The organism is Thalassovita litoralis (assembly GCF_900182725.1).
GTDB lineage: Bacteria > Pseudomonadota > Alphaproteobacteria > Rhodobacterales > Rhodobacteraceae > Thalassobius > Thalassobius litoralis.
This window is the reverse complement of the sequence record NZ_FXTO01000018.1, coordinates 1-21,151: the sequence shown is the minus strand read 5'-3', so window position 1 is coordinate 21,151 and position 21,151 is coordinate 1. Positions and strand designations below refer to the sequence as shown.

The following is a 21,151-nucleotide window of genomic DNA, read 5'->3' as shown; positions in this document are numbered from 1 at the left end:
TCACGGTTTATGTTGCAATCGCAAACACCTTGACAGTCAGGACAATTTCGTGACCGCGCCCCGTAAACTTGCTTATCTTGTGCCTCAATTTCCGGGGCAAACCCATATCTTTTTCTGGCGGGAAATTCAGCATCTGGAACGGATGGGGATAGATGTGCATCTGTTTTCCACCCTACCCCCGCCGCCGGGGTTGATTTCTCACAGTTGGTCTGATCAGGCGATTAACCGCACCACCTATTTGGCCAGCCGTTCGGTAGCGCAGGTGTTGACCGCCCTGCCCCGCCTGCCGCTGCGCGAATTATGGGCGGAAATTATGCGTGACGGCAGCGCCGCCGCCCGTGATATTCTGGTGTCCATCCCGGCGGCCCGGCGTCTGCTGGCCGAATGCAAGGCGCGGGGGATCACCCATGTTCATGCCCATTCCTGTGGACGGGCCGCAATGATCGCGGCGTTGGCCAATCGACTGGGCGGGCTGAACTACTCCGTCACCCTGCACGGCCCGATGCAGGATTATGGCCCCGCCCAGCATTTCAAATGGCGCAAAGCCACGTTTGCCACGATCATCACCCATAAAATCCACGCACAGGTTCAGCACGATCTGGGGACGGACCTGCCTGCCCGTATCCGTATTCAGCCAATGGGCGTGGATGCCGACACACTGCGCCGCGACACCCCTTATCAGCCGCCGCACCCCGGCGAACCGCTGCGCATTTTTACCTGCGCCCGGCTGCATTTCGTCAAAGGTCATCAGGATTTGATGGATGCCGTTCGCCTGTTGCTGGATCGTGGTCACGATCTGCGGCTGGACATCGCGGGCGAAGACGATGATGGCGGCAGCGGCTACCGCGCTGTGCTGGAACAGAAAATCCACGATCTGAACCTTGGGGATCATGTCACCCTGCTGGGTGCCATCGACGCGGACGAGGTGAAACGCCGCCTGTGTGACGCGCATTTGTTCATTCTGGCCAGTTGGGCCGAACCGCTGGGCGTCGCCTATATGGAGGCGATGAGCTGCGCCACGCCCACCATCGGCACCGATGCAGGCGGGGTTCCCGAACTGATCGAAAACGGCGTGGATGGCGTTTTGGTTCCCCCCCAAGATCCCGAAGCTATGGCACAGGCCATCGCCGCACTGGCCGCCGATCCCACAAAACTGACACAGCTTAGCGCCGCCGGGCGCGATACGATTGTAAACCGCTTTGATTCCCGCGTGGGTGCGGAAACGCTGGTACAGGAAATTTGGCCCGATTAACCCGTATCAGAGCCGCATATCAGGCTCTATTCCGGCAGTGACAGCGCCATCACCTTGCCCGGTTCCGCGGTGAATTCCAGCGCCTCGATCCCGCGCAGGGCGACCTCTCCGTTTGGGCCAATCGCCAACAGGGTTTGCCCCCACAGGGCCAATTCGTAATCGGCGGCATAGCCGACTAAAACCGCTGTGTCCTGCCCATCGCCGCCCAGCAGGAAATCCCCGCCGCCGCCCGCAATCAGCCGGTCATCGCCACCCCGTCCCATCAGAATATCCGCCCAACGGGTGCCTTCCAGCACATCGCCACCATCGCGCCCCGACAGGAAAACCCCGTCCTCGAACGCATCCGAGGCGCGCCCCTTGGCCCCGCCTGCGCTGGCGTTATAGGCCATCAACGCATCCCAGCGCGGGTTTTGATCTGCCAGATGCCGCCGGGCACCCCAGCTTCCCCATTTCATCGGTTTGGCCACATCAACAAAAGCGTTGAACATAGTGCCGCCCGCGTCTTGCCAGCCTTGAAGTAGCGTCTGGTACAATTCGCCCATTTCAGACGAATAGTTATAGGCATTGAACAGCTTGGTCAGGTCGTCATTATCCACCCATTCCCCGATCCCAACGATATGGGTGCCGCCTTCGTACATGATCAGGTCCAGCCCGTTTTCCCGCGCCACCTTGGCGTGATAGGGAAACAAGTTTTGGGTCAGTTCCTTCAGCGGCCCATCCCGTAGAAACGCGGTCAGCTTTTCCGTTGCCACCCCTTGCCGCGCCCAGCGTAAAATGCGGGTCGGCATGTCCTCCATCCCTGCCTCTAACCCGAAATAGCCCGTTACGGCATAGGCATCGAAACTGCGCACCGGCGGTTCATTGCCCGGCTGTTCGGCCACATATAACGGCGCCTGCAACAGCGCGTCTTCCAAACCCGGCCACGCGGTATGCACCGAAACCACCCGCACCAGCCGGTCAGGATCGTTGAACACCCGCGCCCAAATACCCATCATCTGCGCCGCCCGCATCCCGGTCCATTGCATCCACGCGCCATCCTGATCAGTGTTCCAGCGCGCCTTAGCCTGTTCCCCGGCCCACCGGGCCTGCTCAAACAGGAAATTCCACATCTCGTTTGAATATTCGACATAGGCCACCCGCCGGTGATCCAGATGATCCCGCACATAGGTAGCGAAGGCCTCGACATACTCATCGTCGGCATGATGCGGCATGGTAAACCACGGGTCCGCGGCGATCAGATTGGCCAGTTGCACCATCACCTCGACCGGGACACCACGGCGACCATAGGTGTAATCCGCTGGCCGGGGCCGGGCCTGCCAGTCCGACACGAAAGACCCGTTCGTGATCATCCAGTCCATGAACCGCACCGCCCGTAAATCGCGGATCAGGTTCACCCAGGCCGGATTAAACACCACCCCCATATCGTACAGGTCGGCGTGATCCTGATGCACGATGACAATGTTGCGGATATGGTCCGCCGGATCGGTCTTGCTGATGCCGATCACCACCGGGCCATCGCCGGGTTCAAAGGCAAATGTAATCTCGCCTTCACCATAGCGGACATTCCGCGCCCGGCCACCAACGCGCAATTTCCCCTGCCCTTCATAGGTCAAACGATACCGTCCGGTGAAATACTGCGCGTCTTGCGGCAGGTCGGTCAGCAGATAGCTTTCCAGCTTTTCCACACCTTCGGGAATTTCCATCGGCCAGCCGTTTTCATCCAGATAGCCTTCGTCCTCCAGCCGCGCCGCATCGAACCCACCCCACTGCCCCTTGATATGACCCAACCACGGGCGGGCGGTCTTCATCACATTGATGAACGGATATTGGGTAGACCAGTCATGGATACCGTCCAACCCCATCGCCAGCGCAGGCTGCGCCACAGGCGAAACCGCCCCGCCACCCGTCAGCGCCGCGCGTTCCGTGCCGGTCTTTTCCGCGATTTTCGTGGCAATCATCCCATAGTTCGCCCGGATCAGCGGATGGATCGACGACGGCAACACCAAAGATGCAGGCGGGGCCACATCATACAGCACCGCATAAGTCACCAGCGCCGCCAGAAAATACATGCTGGGCGTACCATGCGGGGCATCGTCGCTATAAAGATCCGTCGCCTCCAGATCCTTGAGCGCGGGATCAGCGAACACCTCGGACAGGACGCTGGCAATCGGGATCAGCTTCGGCGGATTATCGGGATAAGCCGCCCCCAGCGCCTTTGCATAGTCCACATACCAATCATGGTAATCATCACCGTTAAACCGATGATATTTCGCCAATTGCCGTTGTGACGGCGGAAAGCCCCGGACCACCCCGGCCATATCGGCCCAGCCTTCATAGATGAACAACCGCGCCTTGGGGGCTTCGGCGATCACGTAATCAAACACCTGACGGCTGGCCTGCAACGGGCTGATATTTTGCGGATTTTCCCATTCATAGGGTTTATCCGCCGCCTGATACTGGATGAAATTCGTCGGCGTCAGGACAATCGCATCATAGCCAGACGAGCCCAAATCACCGCGCCATGCCGTTCGTACCCCCGGCACTGACCATTGTGAAATCGCGGGCAGCTTTGTTCCGTATTCCCGCAGAAATCCCCACATCCCATCCCCGGCAAACTGCTTGCTGGTGGCCTTGGCGATATAGCCCAGCCAATACACGGTCGAGGTTTCATGCGTTTCGCTGGGATGCTCTACCAGTGAATTACCAAAAAAATATGCCTTTATTCCCGCCCGTTCTGCCGCCTGCGCCGGTAGCGCCGCCAAACACATCAAGCAAATTGCCAGCCGGATCATGGCCTGTCGCATAGGTCAATTCCACTTCTGTCACATCACACTTTTCAAAATTGCTTTTTGCCGCTTCTGCACGATGGCTTCCCCTTCCTCATCGCGTTCCGCATAGCCCAACAGCGATCCCATCAGCAGCCATGTCAGCGGCGTCAGCGTCGCATTGGGCAGCAGGTCAAACACGTTCACGGCCAGCAACAGGCTCATGCCCGTCACATAGGGCGAAGCATCCTCAAATCCATGTCGTCGAAACCTGAGCCACAGCAGGAAAATCGGCAGCAGCAACAGCCCGAACTGGCTAAGCCATCCCGCCCAGCCGAACATGCCCAGCGTGATCACCCAATATCCATCAGATACAGTTTTGCTGACCCCCGTTACGGGATCAAGGATTTGGTTGCGCCCCCAGCTTCCCCAGCCAAACACGGGCTTTTCCATTGCCCGATCCAGCAGCACATTTTCATTCTGCAACCGATACCGCAGCGATCCGGCCCGGTCAGGGCTGATCTTTTCGGCCTGCGCCAAAAGCTGACGTTCGGGAACCAGCCCCGCGCCTTTCAGAACAGGATAGGATAGCGCCAAGACTGCCAGAACCAGCGCCACCCACAACTGAATGCGCCGCGGCAAAAACAGCACCAGCGGCACCAGCAGAACGCAATACATCAGCGATGCCAGCGATTTACACAGCACCAATACCGCAAACAGATAGGCCGCTGCCAATAGGGCATAGACCTTGTGCTTCCCTTCCTCGGCCCGCAACAAGATCACTGCAGATACCACGCAAGTCATGATCAGGAACGCAGCCCATAACCCATGATACAGGAACACGATCGGACGGAATCCACCGTCGCGCATCATCTGCTCAAAGCTGTGCTGGAAGAACCCGTAAATCCAGATGTTCAACTGTGGCGACAGGCGCACCTCTAGCAGCATCGGCAACGAATAGATCAGCCCGGCAACGACGAAGGCGATCAACAATTCCCGTTGCTGACTGCGCGTGTGTAAAAAATTCCGCGCCAATAGAAACGGCGCGATGATCAAAATCTGCCGGAACAGGGTGGAAACCATGTCTTTCAGGCTCATCCCCGGCAGGCCGATCCTGCCGAAGAACACAGGTTCCAGATTGGTTAGTGTCGTCCCCAACGGGGCCACGATGAACAAAAGCAACAGCGCCCGCGCCGCCCGCGAATCCGGGATCAGCTTCATTTGATCACGATACATTGCCAAACACAAAAGCAGCACGGTCAGGCTGGGCAAGGATTCCTTTGTCAGTGCCGGTAACAGCGGGAAATCAAATGCCGTGGGCTGCGGCGGCAGGAACAGATAGGCCCCCAGAAAGCACACAATCAGCGCACGCCCCGGCGGCATCGACCGGAACACCGCGACGCAAACCAGCGGCGACAGCGCCAGCACCAGATATGCTAAACCGTTGGGCATGTTTTGCCTGTATGTACATTCTGCGTGGTTGATTGGCCACGTCTTGCCAAATTTCTGCTACTTTCACCGGATACACCAAGCATAAGGCAAAAAAATGTCCAGATGGGGTTCCCCTCGGTCAACTATTAACGGATTTTCGGGGTATAGATTAAGAACCCAATGCAATTTACTCAGACCAACCCCATTTCGAGATGACACCCCGCAAGACCCCAAAGAACCGTTCCGACGTTAGAATCGCCTATTTGTGCGATGTGTCCCCGCTGGACACGTTGCCCTATTCTGGCGGCAACAGCCGCATTTACACCGCGTTAAAGGGGGAGTTCCCCAACATCGACATTATCAGCCAGTCGTGGGGGCTGGCGGAACCCGTGCATCGGCTGATCTATCGGCTGTCGGATGCCCTGAACCTGCGCACCCGCTGGCGGGCGCATCTGATCCTGTCCGGCTTCATTCGTCGCGTCGTGGAAAAGCAACTGGCCGAAGGCCAATATGACGCGCTGTTCTGCGCCTATAGCTTTCAATCGCTGTTCCGGGTGCGCCCGCCCTATCCGATGACGGTGGTCTATACCGCTGACGCCACGCCCACCACTTACAGACAGTCAGTAATCGGGCGGTCTTTTGGATCGTACATGAAGCTGTCACGCCGCTTCGATCCCCTGATCCTGAAGGCGGAAACCCAAACCTTCGCCTCGGCCGATCTGTTGCTGTGGCCGTCACGCTGGCTAAAGAATCGCGCAGACAGCACCTATGGGCTGGACCCGGAAAAATCGCATGTCGTACCCTGGGGCGCGAACATCCCCGCGCCCGATATGGATTTTCCACCCCCAACCCTGTCAGCGGATGCCCCCGTGCGGCTGCTATTCGTCGGGCGTGATTGGTATGCCAAAGGCGGGCCACTGACGGCGCAAACTGTCGCTACCCTGCGCAGACAGGGCGTGGATGCACGGCTAACCGTCGTGGGCTGCACGCCCCCCGATACCGGGCTGCCGGATCATGCGCTGACGGTCCACCCTTCCTTGAACAAGGCAATCCCCAAGGAACTGGCGCTGTTTCAACAACAGTTCCAGCAGGCCCATTTCATCATGATGCCATCTTTTGAATCGTATGGCTTTGCCTTCTGCGAGGCATCGGCTTTTGGCCTGCCATCGCTGTGCCTGAATGCAGGGGGGGTGCCGGTATTTGATTGTGAAAACGGTCACGCGCTGGATCTGAACGCCACGCCATCGGATTATGCGGCCCAGATCCGATCCTATCTGGCCAACCCGAACCAATACGACACCCTGCGCCGTACCACCCGACAAGTTTACGAACAAAAACTGAATTGGCCCGCCTGGGCCAAAACCACGGCGGACCTGATCATGGAGGATATCGCTAAACGCGCGGAATAACCGGGGCCACAGTGGCCCCGTTCCCCTTAGTGTCCCGTCGCTTTCACCACCACCCCAAAGGTTTTAACCACGATTGCCAGATCGGTTTTGAACGACAGATCGGCAAAGTAATCCGCGTCATAGCTGGCCCGTTGGCGAAAGCTGGTCTCGTTCCGCTCGGAAATCTGCCAATATCCGGTGATGCCGGGACGCATGGCGTAATATTCGGTCCCCGGATAGATTGCGCGCTGCGAACACATGATCGGACGCGGCCCCACCAGCGACATATCCCCGGTCAGCACGTTCAGAAGCTGCGGCAGTTCATCCAAAGACGTAGCACGGATAAAGCGCCCGACTTTGGTGATGCGCGGATCGTTCTTTAGCTTCTGATCGCGATCCCACTCGGCCTTGGCGGCGGGATTATGATCCAGATATTCATTCAGAACCTTATCCGCATTGGGAACCATGCTGCGCAGTTTCCACATACGGAACACGCGCCCGTTCAGGCCAACGCGGCTTTGGCTGTAAAACGGCGATTTACCATCGGTCATCACCAACAGGCTCAGCACTGCTGTCACCAGCAACACAGGACCGGCCATCATAAGGACAAACAGAATATCCAGCGTCCGTTTGCCACGAGCGCGGTACATGCCGAATCCAGTCGACTGTACGGGGCGCGGATTGGTACGGACAGAAGCCTGCGGCGCGGCAATTGCCGCATGAGGGGTATCAAATGCTGTTTCGATTTGGATATTCACGGCTCACCTTCCCCAGGTTTTCGCTTCACTCGTCTTCACCGGACGCCCGGCACTATCCACCCGATCCATCAAGGTTGCCCCTGATGGCTACAGCCACTCGGTCTTTGGTAAATCCACAAGCGCGGCAGCTGCGCTTGCGAAACTCTTAAGGCACCTTCTGATGCCGCCTGCCTTGGCGCGGTCCCACCCAGCTAACCGTCAGCAGTTGAAAGAGATTTATCTATCTCTTGCGTTCATTTTTACGAAATTGAGCAATTATCCGTCAATTGATACAATGAAAATGCAACCGCCGCACGACGCCCAATTTTGCCCGGATTTCGGCAATCAAGATGGGCCTGCTCGCGTCTTTCCGCAACGTCACTCAACCTGTAACGGAATAGCCGAACCACACATCCAACGGTGACATCGCACATTTGGCAGACACCCCGCACTTCGCGTATTTTATACATCAATTCGGAAACAAAGATGTGTTTTGAGCGGATATCTTGGGCTTTGCGAAAACAATACGCCAGTACTGCGCCGCCTTTTTGCCCGAAACTTAACGAACAATTTCGGGCAAACCGGGCAAGAAAGAGGCGACATTCCCGCAAATCAGCCCAATTAAGGCGAGAATGAGGCAGGTTGTTGTCGAGGGTGTGTCGGCCTTCTGGTCGAAATCTGACGCAGCCCTCTAAATTTAAATTTTCTATCATTAGTTGCAAAATGTCGTCAGACAATTCGTTGAAAACTCACGGATTGTTCCGAAATCACCCCCAATCGTGTCCATGAGGTGATTCGCTGACACATGTTTTTCTGATCTAGTTCGCTTGCGAACGAATTCAGAATGTACTTAAATCAAATCAAGGCCGTACTCGGCATGTCGGGGCGCAAACAAAATTCGGACAGGACAATCATGATCTCATCGCTGCTGCTCGTTCTGACCAGCGGGGCCGCCATCTGGGCCTTGTTCAATGGCGGAGTTACCGCCGCCATTCTGGGTGCCGTCGGATTGACCAGTTTCCTGTTCATGGAATTTCCCCGACTGGCCCGTGTTGGCCGCATTTTGTTTGCGCTTTGCCTGATTGTGCCTGTCGCATTCTGGGCGCTTGATATTCTGCGCACGGACCTTCTGCTGCGCGCAATGGAACGGGCGGCGTTTTTGACCTTCTTCGTTTCTGTCCTGAGCTTTCTTCAGGCGGCGGCTGCCTCCTCTCCGCTGGTGCAGCGCAGCGGCAATGCGCTGGTGAACCAACCGCCGGGACGTCGCTATACGGTGTTATCGTATGGGGCTGCCGTTTTTGGCGTTCTTCTGAATATGGGAACGCTGACATTATTGGGAACAATGGTGAAATCCGGCGTAGATGCAGCCCGCCACCAGACAGAACCACGCATCAGCGACATCCGCCTGAAACGCATGATATTGGCAATCCTTCGGGGTTTCTGTTCGATCCCCCTTTGGTCGCCGCTGACAGTGACACTGGCAATCATTCATGCCTCGATTCCAGAGGTCAGTTGGTTCACGCTCTTGCCCTATAGCGTTCCACTGGGGCTGGCTTTTTTGACGACGGGTTGGCTGGTGGATCGGTTCACCTTTCCCCGTGGTGGGCAAAACACACTGAAAAAAGGGGAATCTCTGCTGGTTCTGGTCCCATTGGTTGGGATCGTCCTGATGATCCCCGCGACCGCATGGGGGTTATCCCAACTGTTGTCGCTTAGCATGATCGCATCCTTGCTGGTGGCCCTGCCGCTTTTGTCATTGGGGTGGGTTGCGGTCCAGAACTGGGATGCGCAGCCGCTAACCGCCGCGAAGCATCGCCTGATCCATGATATTCTGCCCGCGATGCCCGTTATGCGATCTGAAATCGCAATTTTCGCCAGTTCGGCCTTTTTGGGCGCTTTGATCGGCCCAATGATCGACACGGATTATCTGGGCGACGTCATTCAATCCTCTGGCTTGTCCGCAGGCTGGGTGCTGGTGCTGACCTTCTGGCTGATTGCGCTGTGTTCTGGCATCGGGATTAACCCCATCATCTCCGTATCTGTCGCCTGCGAGGTACTGCCCCGTCTGGAAAATCTGGCCATTGCCCCAATCACGGTTGGCGTATTGGCTGTGGGCGCTTGGACGGTTGTTGTGGGGTATTCACCCTTTTCGGCTGCGGTTCGTATTGCCGGGCGCATCATCAATCAGGAAGCGGCCCGGATCGGGTTTATCTGGAATGGCCTGTACAGTATTCTGTGCGGCGCCATCCTGACTGTGGTCCTGCTTGTAATCGCCTGAATAATTCGCTTGTGAACTACCATTGCCCCCCCTACAGTTTGGACAGGCCCCGCGCCAAATTGCTGCACCAGCGGATGAACAGCCGCCTTCGGGCCTGTTTTTATTGCCACAATGCAGTTTTTTGCGGATAAGCCGTCAACTTCAATTGGAAACCAACAGGTATGACGGATCACGATAAAATAGAAAAACGGGTCGGGCTGGTCTTTCAGCATGTTGCACGGCTACGCAGCCGCTACTTCGATCAGAAACTGGCCGAACACGGTTTGACCGCAGCACAGGTTTATGCGCTGAACTATCTGTTCCGCGAAGATGGGCTGACCCAAGTCGAACTGGCGCGTTATCTGGGCATTGGCACGGTCGCGGTCAGTGGCTTGATCGACCGTCTGGAAGCGGCCAACTGGGTTATCCGAAAACCCGATACCCGCGACCGGCGATCCAATCGTATCTGGCTGTTGCCTGCTGCCGCAGAAAAAAAACATGCCCTGCAAGATTCCGGGAATGCCGTGAACCTGGCATCCATGGCGGGCCTGTCCTCGGACGAGGTCGACCAGCTTTTGGATATGATGCACAAGATCCGCAAAAACCTGTTGGAAGCATTGAAAGACGATCCCGAAATCGTCTTGCCGCCGCGTGACAAGAAATAACCGCCATACGGACCCACAACGAAAAAGGCCCCGGACATGTCCGGGGCCTTTTCTGTTTCAAAACCGTTCGGTCAGAACATCGTGTTCGGCAGGAACAGCGACAGGGCCGGGATGAACAGCAGCAGCAACAGCACGACCACATCCAACACCAAGAACCGCACCACCCCAAAGAAGATGGTTGTCACCTGAATTTCACGCCCCACCACGGAACTGATCACAAACACATTCAGCCCCACCGGCGGCGTCACCAGACCGATTTCCAGCAGCTTGATCACGATCACACCAAACCAGATCAGATCATAGCCCATGCCTTCGATCAGCGGCACCACGAAGGGCAGTGTCAGCAACATCGTTCCCAGCGGATCAAGGAACATGCCCATCACCAGATACATCGCCACCAGACACAGCAGCACCGCCCAGTTCGGCAGTCCGGCATTTGAAACCATGTCCACCAGAACATGTGTCACGCCGGTCAGCGACACGAAGGCCACGAAAATCTTGGCACCCACCGCGATAAAGAACAGCGACGCACTGGAATGCGCGGTTTCCCGCATCGATTCCATCACATTCGCCCAGTTCAGGCGACGCGTGACAAAGCCGAAGATCAACACAAAGGCCAAGCTGACAGCAGCGGCCTCGGTTGCGGTAAAGAAGCCGCCATAGATCCCGCCGATGATGATGAACATCAGCATCGCAGCGGGCCAAGCCTTGACCATCGCCTCGATTTTTTCGCTGGTGCTAAAGCTGCCTTCGGCTTTCGGGGCCACTTCTGGGCGCAGTTTCACCCAGATCACAACCGTGATGATAAAGCCCAGAACGCTTAGGATGCCCGGAATCACGCCCGCCAGAAACAACCGGCTGATCGAGGTTTCCGTGAAAATCCCGTACACGATGAACAGCACGGAGGGCGGGATCAGCGATCCCATCGTTCCCCCGGCAGCCACCGCCGATGTCGCCAGTTGCGGGCTGTAGTTATAGCGCAGCATTTCCGGCACACAAATCCGCCCCATCGAGGACGCACAGGCCACCGACGATCCGGTGATGGCCGAAAACCCGCCGCAGCCAATGATCGACGCAATCGCCAGACCGCCGGGCACTTTGCTCAGGAACACCCGGACGGAATCGTAAATATCCGTCGTGATCCGCGCGTGATAGGCGATATGCCCGGCAGCAATGAACATGGGGATCATGCTCAGCGAATATGAATGCACGAAATCGAACGCGGCGGATTCGATCAGCCCCAGCGCCGGTTTCCAGCCGCGCACCAGATTGAAATCAAATCCCGGCCGCCAGCTATAGGCGACCAGCGCACAGGTCGATGCCACTGCCGTCAGCGTGAACCCAATCGGTACACGGAACAGCAGCAGGATCAGCGCCACGACGAAGCCGATCATGCCAATTGTGGATGGATCCATTCCTTATTTCCCCCCGGCGCGGGCAACCGCCGCCGCGTCAGTAACCAACAACACCAGAAGCCGGATCATGAACATCAGATAGCCCAGAAAAAACGCCAACCAGCCCGGCCATTCCGGCAGGTTCAGGGTGCCGAAATTGTAATCACCGTTTTCAACGGCTTTGATCAGGCTTTCAAACCCGGCATAGGTGATTGGCAAAATCGCCATGATCCCAATCACAGCCGCCAACACATGCAGCACCGCATCCATGCGCGGCCCGATCATGCCATTGAACACCTCGACCGCAACAAAACTGCGTTCTGCCGCGCAATACCCCAGCGGCAAGACAACAGCGGCTACCATCATTTCACTGATGATCACGACCTCGTCCGGAATTTGGCTGCCAAACAGGTTTCGCGCAATCACACCACTACAGACATAGGCGCACATCAGCAGAATGCAGATGGCGGAAAAATCTGTCAGCCCCGCTTCGACCCGGCCCAACATGCCTTTCCCGGCATAGGGGGATCGGCCCTGTTGGGCCGATCCGGTTTCCGAGCTTAGCGCGCCCACGGGTAGCCCTCGCCGTCACGGGTTTTGGTGTATTTGTCCAGCAAACCGTTCCATTCGGCCCAGATGCCCTGACCGTCGAAACCGTCAGCAGTAAATTCGCTGACCCATTTTTCAACAAACGGCTGCGCCGCCGCGATCAGTTCTTTCTTGGCTTCCGGGTCGATATTCGTCACCGGGATCACACGGCCATAGGCGCCGCTGGTCAGATCCGAAACCACCTGATCAATTTCTTCGATTTGCAGGCGGGCGAATTCGTCGATCATCTTCGATCCGGCTTCGCGCAGGATGGCCTGCTGTTCAGGCTTCATCATTTCCCACAGGTCTTTGTTGATCACGATCGGGAAACCGCCGATCTGGCCGTAATCCGCACGGGTTACGTTGTCGATCAGTTCGTACAGCTTGTAAGCGCGGATGGTATAGAAATACCCGGCTTCGCACTGGATCAGACCGCTGTCATAGGCTTGGTATACCTTGTCGTAGGTCATCGAAACCATGCTGGCACCAGCCTCGGCAAAGACGTTGGTATAGATACCACCGGCGCGCATTTTCACGCCTTTCACGTCTTCCAGCTTTTCGATTTTGTGGCCCTTGGTGCATTCCAGTTGCAAACCCGTCGTGTGGAAGTTCGACAGATAAACCAGATTTTGTGCGGCCAGCGATTCCTGAACCTGCGGGTTGGTGGTTTGCAGCTCGTACATGGCGCGCATACCGATCCACGGATCAGCCGCTTCACCAGCGGGCAAATCCGCAATCGACGTAGCCTTCAACTGGTTCGGCGCATAGGGGGCCAGCAGCGTTCCCATGTCAGCCGTCCCGGCACCGATCCCTTCCAGTGCGCCTTTCCATTTCAGCAGCGCGCCGCCCCAATGGATGTCGAATTTCATTTCACCGCCCGACAGCTCTTCGACTTGCTGGGCGTAATATTCCAACGCCTGCGCACGGGTGCCACGATTCGGGCCGGGTTCGTTATAGCGCAGCACCATTTGCGCTGACGCAGCAGCAGCGGACATGGCCAGCATGGCCAGGCCGGTGACGGCAGATTTCATAAATACGTTCATTGTGTCCTCCCTCTAGAACTCTGAACAGTTTCGACCTTTGACCGTCACGTTTCCGCATCAGGCCAAATCTATAAAATTGGCAGGCCAACAGCCCCAACTTCTTTCACTGGGTAATAATACGGTAGCGAAGCTTATGCAAATCGCAAACCCTTTCTGACCATTGCCCCAAAAGACTTTGGGCAATGTCTACCCTTTAGATAATACCCCATTCCCTCAGCACGTCCTGCGTGTGTTCCCCGACACGCGGCGCGGGGGCGGGCAGTTCCGTTACAGCCTCGCGGAAGCGCGGGGCCGGGGCGGGCTGGGGAAATCCGTGACTGTGGTCATAAATTCCACGCGCCACGTTATGCGGATGGTTCAGTGCCTCGTCCGGGGTCAGCACAGGGGCGAAACAAATGTCTGTTCCTTCAAACAGGTCACACCAATGCGCCCGTGGTTTCGAGGCGAATATCTCCTCGAACAACGCCTGCTGACGCGGCCAGCTTTCCGGCTTCAACCGATCTTGGAACTCCTCGGCGTTCAGTTCCAAAAGCTTCAGGAACAGCGCATAGAATTGCGGTTCCAGCGGGGCAATAGACACCCACAGCCCGTCCGCGCATTCAAACACACCATAAAACGGCGCACCGCCATCCAGCCGGTTTGACGCCCGTTCATAAGCCCAGTTGCCGCGATTGTGCATTCCCTGAATAAAGCCAAACAGGCTGGCGGCCCCGTCGCAGATTGCAGCGTCCACCACATCGCCCTTGCCAGTTTCCCGCGCCCGGAACAGCGCCGCAACAACACCAAAGGCCAGATACATCGCACCCGCGCCGAAATCGCCCAACAGGTTCAGCGGCGGCATCGGTTTACGCCCCTCCTCGCCCATCGACCACAGCGCCCCGGACAACGAGATATAATTGATGTCATGCCCAGCCGCATGGGACAGCGGCCCATCCTGCCCCCAGCCGGTCATCCGGCCATAGACAAGATGCGGGTTCCATTTCAGGCAAACATCCGGCCCCAGACCCAGCCGTTCCATCACGCCGGGGCGAAAGCCCTCGATCAGGATATCGGCTTTCTGGACCAAGGCCAAAGCGGTCGCTACGTCCTCGGAATCTTTCAGGTTCAGCGCCACGGATTTCCGCCCGCGCGAAATCAGATCGCCGGTCGGGTCGGGGGCTGTCACCCCTTCGGGCAAGGCCCGGTCAATCCGCACCACCTCGGCCCCCATATCCGCCAGCATCATGCAAGCGAAAGGTCCGGGGCCAATTCCGGCAAACTCGACAACTCTTACTCCGGTCAACGGTCCCATCTTACACCTCAACCTCGACACGGCCGTTATTCAGCACCACCACATCACGTTCTGCGGCGATAGACCGGAAGCTGATCACATTGCCATCCTTCCACATTTCCGTGCGGATGGTTTCCCCCGGATACACCGGCGACGAGAAGCGCAGGTTCAGCGATTTGAACTTGCTGGCATCGTAATCGCAATAGGTTTTCAAAACCGCATGGCCCGCCACGCCCAGCGTACACAGCCCATGCAGGATCGGAGCCTTGAACCCGGCCTGTGCGGCCACTTTCATACGGGCGTGCAGCGGGTTCGGATCACCCGACAAACGATACAGCAAGGCGGCTGTTTGTTGCGTCGGCAATTCACACACCGCATCGGGGGCGCGATCCGGCAAGGCGTGGACATCGGGCTGCGGGCCGGTATCCCCGCCGCATCCCCCATTCCCCCGGGCAAAGCTGGTCGAGGTCAGCGTCGCCAACAATTCCCCGGTTGCCTTGTCGGTCACGGTGCGTTCCTGATAAATCAGCGCGCCTTTACCTTCGCCCTTGTCGATCACGCGCAAGATACGGGTCTGACCGATGATCGTGGCCGCCGCAGGCAAGGGGCGGTGCAGCACCATCCCCTGTTCCCCGTGCAAGGCCTTCTGCCAAACGATCCCGGTATCCGGTTCACGCGCCCAAAAACCGGGACTGCCCAGCACAACCGCCATAGTCGGCACCGCAGACAATTCCGGTTCTTCAAAGACAAAGGGAAGCATCCCTTCGTCCAACGGATCGTATCCGAACCCTACACCCAGCGCGTAGATGATCGAATCCCGTTCCGTATAGGTTTGCTCGACCGGGGGAAATTCCCGGCCGATGATTTTCCGAGGATCGAAAACAGCCATTAAATCGGGTCCCAGCAGAACACGTCACCCGAGCGTTCCAGCGGGGTCAGGTTCGGGCTAAAGGCCGGAATTGCATGTTCCAGAATGGTTTCCGGGGTCCAGCCTTCGGGGCGGGCCATACCACGAACCGGGCGCGGCTGGCTCATCAGGAACACTTCGCCGCCACGCGCCACGAAAATCTGGCCGCTGACGTGCTGTGCCTGATCCGATGCCAGCGCCGTCACCAGCGGGGCAATCTTGGCCGGGGTCATCTGCTTCATGCGCTCAACGCGCTTTGCTTCGGCTTCGTTCGTCACCGGAATCGTCCCGATCAGGCGCGACCATGCGAACGGACCAATGCAGTTCGAGGTCACGTTATACCGCGCCATATCCAGCGCGATAGACCGCGACAGACCGGCAATGCCCAGCTTGGCCGCGGCATAGTTCGCCTGACCAAAGTTCCCGATCAACCCCGAGGTCGAAGTCATGTGGATCATCCGGCCCGATTCCTGTTTACGGAACTGGGTCGCCGCGTGGCGCGATACGTTAAAGCTGCCTTTCAGGTGAACGTCGATCACGATGTCGAATTCTTCTTCGGTCATCTTGTGGAAAATCGTGTCGCGCAAAATGCCCGCATTGTTCACCACGATGTCGATGCCGCCCAGTTCATCCATAGCCTGTTCGACCATCCAACCGGCTTTTTTGAAATCGGCAACGCTGTCAAAGTTGGCCACGGCTTCGCCACCCATCGCCTTGATTTCCTTGACCACATCAGCCGCCGGGCCTTGGTCGCCGCCATCGCCACCTGCGCCGCCGCCCAGATCGTTTACGACCACCTTGGCGCCCTTTTTCGCCATCAGCAGCGCGATTTCGCGGCCAACACCACGGCCCGCGCCGGTTACGATTGCAACTTTACCAGCAAGAAGTTGTTCAGACATAGGATCCTCCCTCGTTTCGATCCACGGGCATCTATACCCGAAAATGACTCACAGAATCAGAAATAATACGCTTGTGAACTATTAGCAACATTATTACCATGCAAATCTGAGGAGAAACATGCAAGCCCGTCCAAACATGGGCCTGTCCACATTTCACGGAGGACCACAAGTGACCCGTCGCAGCCATAAACACCCAAAGGTGGCAGCATGATCCGTATGACTGACCTGTTGGCCAAGGCCGCTTTCAACTGGCCTGACCACCCTGCCTTTACCTGTGGGTTGCGCACGCTGACGTGGGCGGAACTAAACACCCGTACCCGGCAACTGGCAACGTCCCTGCACGGCTTTGGCGTTCAGCGCGGGGATCGCGTGGGCTTTCTGGGCTTCAACAGCCATGTTGGTGCGGAATGCTACTATGCCCCGGCGTTGATCGGGGCGTGCGTGGTGCCGCTGAATTTCCGTCTGGCAGCGGGCGAAATGGTTCAACTTCTGAATAACTGTCGCCCTCATGTGCTGATCGTTGACGAGGAACATGCCGAAATCGCGGCGCAGGTGATCCCGCACTGTCCCTCGATCCAGAAGGTGCTTTATGCCGGAACCGGCCCTGTCCCACAGGGAATGCTGGACTATGAAGAAACCCTGTCTTCCGCGGGAACAGAGCCTGATTTCGATACTCTGGCAGGCAGCGATGACGATACGCTGATCATGTTCTATACCGGCGGCACCACTGGCACCCCAAAAGGCGTGATGCTGACCCATTCCAACATCTACGCCAATGCAATGGGGATGATGATCAACTGGAACATCGGACAGAATGAAACACATTTCATGTCTGGCCCAATGTTCCACACCGCTGGCGGATCGCGTGTCTATGCCACCACGCTGATGGGAACGCACCTGATCACCATGCCCAAATTCGATGTCGGCGGGCTGTTGCACTTGATTCAGCACCACCGGGTCAATCTGGTGCAATTCGTCCCTACGATGATGGTGATGATTTTGGATCACCCGGATTTTGGAAAATACGATCTCAGCTCTCTGAAAATGATGACTTATGGCGCATCCCCCATGCCGCCCGAACTGATGAAGCGCGCCATTGCCGCCTTTCCCGGTGTTGGCTTCGGGCAGGCCTTTGGCATGACCGAGGCATCGCCGATCCTGACCATCCTGAACCCCGAATACCACGTCGTCGATGGCCCCAATGCCGGGCGGCTGAATTCGCTGGGCAAGCCCCTGCCGTTTGTTGATCTGCGCGTGGTGGATGAAGACGATAACCCCCTGCCCCCCGGACAGGTAGGTGAAATCATCGCCCGCGGCCCCAACATCATGAAAGGCTACTGGGAACAGCCCGAAATGACCGCCGAGGTCATGCGCGGCGGGTTCTATCACACGGGCGATGGCGGCTACTACGATGAACAGGGTTTCCTGTTCCTTGCGGGTCGGATCAAGGACATGATCATCACCGGCGGCGAAAACGTTTACCCGATCGAAGTCGAAGATGTGGTTTCAACCCATCCCTGCTGCAAACAGGTGGCTGTGATCGGCACGCCCGATCCGCAATGGGGCGAACGGGTTCATGCCGTGATCGAACTGAACCCCGGCACCACCGCAACAGCACAAGAGATCAGGGAACTGTGCCGCGCCCGTCTGGCCCACTACAAATGCCCCACCCTTGTCAGTTTCCGCACGGAACCGCTGCCGCTGACCAAGGTGAACAAGATCGACAAACGCGCCCTGCGCGATGAATACAATGGAAAGACCCCTACATGAACCGCTTTGAATCCGTCACGCAAACCATGACCGGCTTCAACAGGATGATGGATTTCCGCCTTGTCGGCTGGGAACCGGACCTGTCCAAAACCTTTGCCACCATCACCCCCGACATGCTGAATTCCCAAGGCATCGTCCACGGCGGCGTTTATTGCGCCTTTCTGGATTTCACCTGTGGCATGGCGGGCGTTTATCATGCCGAAGGCGAAGAACCGCGCACCTGCATGACCCTGTCGCTGACCACCAACTTCGTCGCCTCGACCGGCACCGGGGCTTTGCACGGCACCGGGCGGCGGATCGGCGGCGGTCGGTCCATCTTCTATGTCGAATCTGAAATCCGCGATGATGAAAATCGCCTGCTTGCCACATCGCTGGGAACCTTCAAATACACCCGAACCAAGGACAAAACATGAGCGACATCCTGATCACCCGCGACGGCGACGTGCTGGTTTTTACCCTGAACCGCCCCGACCACCTGAATCCGTTGTCCCCCGCCATGCGCGAGGAAATGATTGCCACCCTGAACGCTGAAATGCTGAACCCGCAAGCCCGCGCCATTGTGATAACGGGTGCCGGACGCGGGTTCTGCACCGGGGCGGATCTGGATCTGTCGACCATCATGGAACGCCGCCCGTTGATCGAAACGCAGATGATGGGCGGGATCAATCAGGTGATCCAATTGTTGCGCAACATCCCCGTGCCAGTGATTGCCGCCGTGAACGGCCCGGCAGCCGGGGCCGGGTTTGGTATCGCGCTGGCTGCGGACATCATGATTGTCGCCGACAGCGCCAGCTTCCACCTTAGCTTTGCGAAAATCGGCGCATCGCCCGATGGCGGTTGTGTCGCAACCCTGTGCCGTAAAATCGGCGAAGCGCGCGCCACGGCGATGGCAATGCTGGGTGACAAAATGGACGCGCAACAGGCCTTTGATCTGGGCGTCGCGCATCAAATGGTCCCCACCGCAGAGTGCCTGCCTACCGCAATGGAACTGGCGCAAAAACTGGCCAAAGGGCCAACCACATCTTACGGGTTGATCAAACAACAGGTCGCGGCGGCAGCATCGTCTTCGCTGGACGATTCTTTGCGTCTGGAAGCCTCTTGCCAGTACCGCGCCTTCAATTCGCAGGACTTTGCAGAAGGCGTAACCGCCTTTGTCGAAAAACGCAGCCCCAAGTTTCAGGGCCGCTGATTTACGAACTTTGCGCATTGCCCGAAATGGCGATGCGCCCCTTTCCGGGACAGTTTCAGGGGTAAAAGCCCCTGAACCGCACCCAAATGGCCTTTTTTCCGCCTATCTTCCCGCCTACATCCAGCAGGATCACGCGAAAACGACCGAAAGGGAACCCGGTGGCAAAGGATGGACAGAAACGGCCCAGCGTTTTGCTGCTGGCGGACGAATTCAATCCTGAATGGCCGTCCCTGCCGATTGTCGGCTTCAAATACGCGCTGGAAATCGCCAAACATTGCGATGTCGTGGTGGCCACCCATGTACGCAACCGCGAAAACGTGGAAAAGGCCCGGTCAGGCCTGCATGTTATCTATATCGACAACGAAGTTATCGCGGCGCCGATGTACCATATGGCCCGCCTTTTGCGCGGCGGGGAAGAGGTGGGATGGTCCACCTCGCAGATGATGAACTATCTGCCCTATCTGGCCTTTGAACGTGGAGTTTGGAAACATTTCAAACGCGATCTGCAAAATGGCCGCTTTGACATCGTGCATCGCATCACGCCGATGACCCCGACCTTGCCCAGCTATATCGCGCATAAATCCCCGGTGCCTTTCGTCATCGGCCCGCTGAATGGCAATCTGGACTGGCCCGCAGCCTTTGCCGCCGAACAGGAACGCGAAAAAGAAGGCCTGCGCCGGTTCCGCGATTTTTACAAATACCTGCCCTATGCCCGCAGCACCTATGACAATGCCACCTGTGTGCTGACCGCATTTTCGCACACCCGCGCCGACCTGACCCGCGTGGCGGATGACCGGATCGTGATGTTCCCCGAAATCGGCTTTGACCCCACGATTTTCAACGACACCGGCAGCCTGCCCGCTGGCACCCGTGGCGGCGATAAAGTGCGATTCATGTTTGCTGGCCGACTGGTGCCTTACAAATTGCCGGAACTACCGCTGCACGCCTTTGCGAAATCCGATCTGCTGCGCCAGCATCATCTGCATATTCTGGGCGATGGGCCGGAACTGCCCCGAATGCAGGCATTTATTGATCAACATGGGCTTGCCGATTGCGTCACGCTGGAAGGCCGTAAAACCCAAGCGCAGGTCGCGCAATGGATGCGTGACTGTGATGTTTTCGTCTTTCCATCGATTCGCGAACTTGGCGCGGGTGTCGTGATCGAGGCAATGGCCTCGGGGCAGCATCTGATCTGCGTGGATTACGGCGCGCCGGGCGATCTGACCGGCCACGGCACCCGTGGCGATGCCGTGCCAATGGCCCCTTTCGATGAACTGGCACGGGGGTTTCAGGCCGCAATGGAACGCGCTGTCACAGACCGCCCGCGCAGCACAGCCTTGGCTAAATCTGCCCGTGATTACGCAGTGAATCTGTTCCCCTGGTCCGTCAAAGGCGCCCGTACCGCCCGAATTTATGACGCAATATTGTCGGATTTGCCTGCCCAGGCCTTTGCCTATAGCTAGGCTCAGGACCCATTAATCGGCTTGAGATCGCATTGGTCGCATGCTTCAAATCCCCAAACTTTCAGGGGGTATCATGAGCAATCTATTTTGGCTGACCGACGAACAGATGGCGCGGCTGCGACCGTTCTTTCCC

At 57.5% G+C, this 21,151-nt stretch carries 17 protein-coding genes; 8 read left to right on the top strand and 9 right to left on the bottom strand.

The annotated features are described in order from the left end of the window. Positions 1-49: 49 nt before the first annotated feature. Positions 50-1,252, top strand: a complete 1,203-nt coding sequence (epsE, locus tag FN828_RS13285; RefSeq protein ID WP_235891484.1) for an exopolysaccharide biosynthesis GT4 family glycosyltransferase EpsE — start codon at positions 50-52, stop codon at positions 1,250-1,252. 26 nt (positions 1,253-1,278) lie between these two features. Here the strand turns inward: epsE and FN828_RS13280 are convergent, their stop codons facing one another. Continuing rightward, positions 1,279-4,056 carry a calcium-binding protein gene (locus FN828_RS13280; protein ID WP_142493961.1) on the bottom strand — a complete coding sequence of 926 codons (2,778 nt, stop codon included), beginning with the start codon at positions 4,054-4,056 and terminating at the stop codon, positions 1,279-1,281. Between the two features lie 18 nt (positions 4,057-4,074). Continuing rightward, a complete protein-coding gene (locus FN828_RS13275; protein ID WP_185959017.1) occupies positions 4,075-5,469 on the bottom strand; it encodes a hypothetical protein in 1,395 nt (464 codons plus the stop codon). Positions 5,470-5,660: 191 nt separating this feature from the next. On the opposite strand from FN828_RS13275, the gene FN828_RS13270 reads away from it, so the two are divergent. Further along, on the top strand, positions 5,661-6,857 hold the full coding sequence (locus tag FN828_RS13270; RefSeq protein WP_142493960.1) for a glycosyltransferase family 4 protein: 1,197 nt from the start codon (positions 5,661-5,663) through the stop codon (positions 6,855-6,857). Positions 6,858-6,883: 26 nt separating this feature from the next. On the opposite strand, the gene FN828_RS13265 is transcribed toward FN828_RS13270, so the two are convergent. Then, positions 6,884-7,594, bottom strand: coding sequence for a sugar transferase (locus FN828_RS13265; protein ID WP_328592214.1), 711 nt, complete (start codon positions 7,592-7,594; stop codon positions 6,884-6,886). A gap of 892 nt (positions 7,595-8,486) precedes the next feature. Here FN828_RS13265 and FN828_RS13260 point away from each other — a divergent pair. Then, a complete protein-coding gene (locus FN828_RS13260; protein ID WP_142493959.1) occupies positions 8,487-9,851 on the top strand; it encodes a hypothetical protein in 1,365 nt (454 codons plus the stop codon). Between the two features lie 161 nt (positions 9,852-10,012). Beyond that, complete coding sequence (locus FN828_RS13255; RefSeq protein ID WP_142493958.1) at positions 10,013-10,495, top strand: MarR family winged helix-turn-helix transcriptional regulator; 483 nt, start codon at positions 10,013-10,015, stop codon at positions 10,493-10,495. 71 nt (positions 10,496-10,566) lie between these two features. Here the strand turns inward: FN828_RS13255 and FN828_RS13250 are convergent, their stop codons facing one another. From FN828_RS13250 to FN828_RS13225, 6 genes are all read right to left on the bottom strand, one after another. Beyond that, the gene (locus tag FN828_RS13250) at positions 10,567-11,910 is read right to left on the bottom strand and encodes a TRAP transporter large permease (RefSeq protein WP_142493957.1); all 1,344 of its coding nucleotides are present in this window, start codon (positions 11,908-11,910) and stop codon (positions 10,567-10,569) included. 3 nt (positions 11,911-11,913) lie between these two features. Next, positions 11,914-12,462, bottom strand: coding sequence for a TRAP transporter small permease (locus FN828_RS13245; protein ID WP_142493956.1), 549 nt, complete (start codon positions 12,460-12,462; stop codon positions 11,914-11,916). Beyond that, positions 12,450-13,520, bottom strand: coding sequence for a C4-dicarboxylate TRAP transporter substrate-binding protein (locus tag FN828_RS13240; protein ID WP_142493955.1), 1,071 nt, complete (start codon positions 13,518-13,520; stop codon positions 12,450-12,452). The genes FN828_RS13245 and FN828_RS13240 overlap by 13 nt, the downstream gene beginning before the upstream one ends. Positions 13,521-13,713: 193 nt before the next feature. After that, positions 13,714-14,811, bottom strand: a complete 1,098-nt coding sequence (locus tag FN828_RS13235) for a CaiB/BaiF CoA transferase family protein (RefSeq protein ID WP_142493954.1) — start codon at positions 14,809-14,811, stop codon at positions 13,714-13,716. A 1-nt stretch (position 14,812) separates the two neighbouring features. Beyond that, positions 14,813-15,679, bottom strand: a complete 867-nt coding sequence (locus FN828_RS13230; RefSeq protein ID WP_142493953.1) for a MaoC/PaaZ C-terminal domain-containing protein — start codon at positions 15,677-15,679, stop codon at positions 14,813-14,815. Then, positions 15,679-16,596, bottom strand: a complete 918-nt coding sequence (locus FN828_RS13225; protein WP_142493952.1) for an SDR family NAD(P)-dependent oxidoreductase — start codon at positions 16,594-16,596, stop codon at positions 15,679-15,681. The genes FN828_RS13230 and FN828_RS13225 overlap by 1 nt, the downstream gene beginning before the upstream one ends. Before the next feature lie 207 nt (positions 16,597-16,803). On the opposite strand from FN828_RS13225, the gene FN828_RS13220 reads away from it, so the two are divergent. The 4 genes from FN828_RS13220 (at position 16,804) to FN828_RS13205 (ending at position 21,018) form a co-directional block, all read left to right on the top strand. Then, complete coding sequence (locus FN828_RS13220) at positions 16,804-18,366, top strand: class I adenylate-forming enzyme family protein (RefSeq protein ID WP_142493951.1); 1,563 nt, start codon at positions 16,804-16,806, stop codon at positions 18,364-18,366. Further along, entirely contained in the window at positions 18,363-18,779 is a 417-nt protein-coding gene (locus FN828_RS13215; protein ID WP_142493950.1) for a PaaI family thioesterase, read from the top strand. The genes FN828_RS13220 and FN828_RS13215 overlap by 4 nt, the downstream gene beginning before the upstream one ends. After that, the gene (locus FN828_RS13210; protein ID WP_142493949.1) at positions 18,776-19,555 is read left to right on the top strand and encodes an enoyl-CoA hydratase-related protein; all 780 of its coding nucleotides are present in this window, start codon (positions 18,776-18,778) and stop codon (positions 19,553-19,555) included. The genes FN828_RS13215 and FN828_RS13210 overlap by 4 nt, the downstream gene beginning before the upstream one ends. A gap of 158 nt (positions 19,556-19,713) precedes the next feature. Next, positions 19,714-21,018: a glycosyltransferase gene (locus tag FN828_RS13205; RefSeq protein ID WP_235891483.1), complete on the top strand. Its 1,305-nt coding sequence runs from the start codon at positions 19,714-19,716 to the stop codon at positions 21,016-21,018. Positions 21,019-21,151 lie beyond the last annotated feature (133 nt).

Excerpts from the sequence above, each read along its gene's own strand:
- FN828_RS13280 (WP_142493961.1), bottom strand. The coding sequence starts at position 4,056 with ATGCGACAGGCCATGATCCGGCTGGCAATTTGCTTGATGTGTTTGGCG.
- FN828_RS13255 (WP_142493958.1), top strand. The coding sequence starts at position 10,013 with ATGACGGATCACGATAAAATAGAAAAACGGGTCGGGCTGGTCTTTCAG.
- FN828_RS13250 (WP_142493957.1), bottom strand. The coding sequence starts at position 11,910 with ATGGATCCATCCACAATTGGCATGATCGGCTTCGTCGTGGCGCTGATC.
- FN828_RS13210 (WP_142493949.1), top strand. The coding sequence starts at position 18,776 with ATGAGCGACATCCTGATCACCCGCGACGGCGACGTGCTGGTTTTTACC.
- FN828_RS13220 (WP_142493951.1), top strand. The coding sequence starts at position 16,804 with ATGATCCGTATGACTGACCTGTTGGCCAAGGCCGCTTTCAACTGGCCT.
- FN828_RS13240 (WP_142493955.1), bottom strand. The coding sequence starts at position 13,520 with ATGAACGTATTTATGAAATCTGCCGTCACCGGCCTGGCCATGCTGGCC.
- FN828_RS13215 (WP_142493950.1), top strand. The coding sequence starts at position 18,363 with ATGAACCGCTTTGAATCCGTCACGCAAACCATGACCGGCTTCAACAGG.
- FN828_RS13230 (WP_142493953.1), bottom strand. The coding sequence starts at position 15,679 with ATGGCTGTTTTCGATCCTCGGAAAATCATCGGCCGGGAATTTCCCCCG.
- FN828_RS13235 (WP_142493954.1), bottom strand. The coding sequence starts at position 14,811 with ATGGGACCGTTGACCGGAGTAAGAGTTGTCGAGTTTGCCGGAATTGGC.
- FN828_RS13275 (WP_185959017.1), bottom strand. The coding sequence starts at position 5,469 with ATGCCCAACGGTTTAGCATATCTGGTGCTGGCGCTGTCGCCGCTGGTT.
- FN828_RS13270 (WP_142493960.1), top strand. The coding sequence starts at position 5,661 with ATGACACCCCGCAAGACCCCAAAGAACCGTTCCGACGTTAGAATCGCC.
- FN828_RS13225 (WP_142493952.1), bottom strand. The coding sequence starts at position 16,596 with ATGTCTGAACAACTTCTTGCTGGTAAAGTTGCAATCGTAACCGGCGCG.
- FN828_RS13260 (WP_142493959.1), top strand. The coding sequence starts at position 8,487 with ATGATCTCATCGCTGCTGCTCGTTCTGACCAGCGGGGCCGCCATCTGG.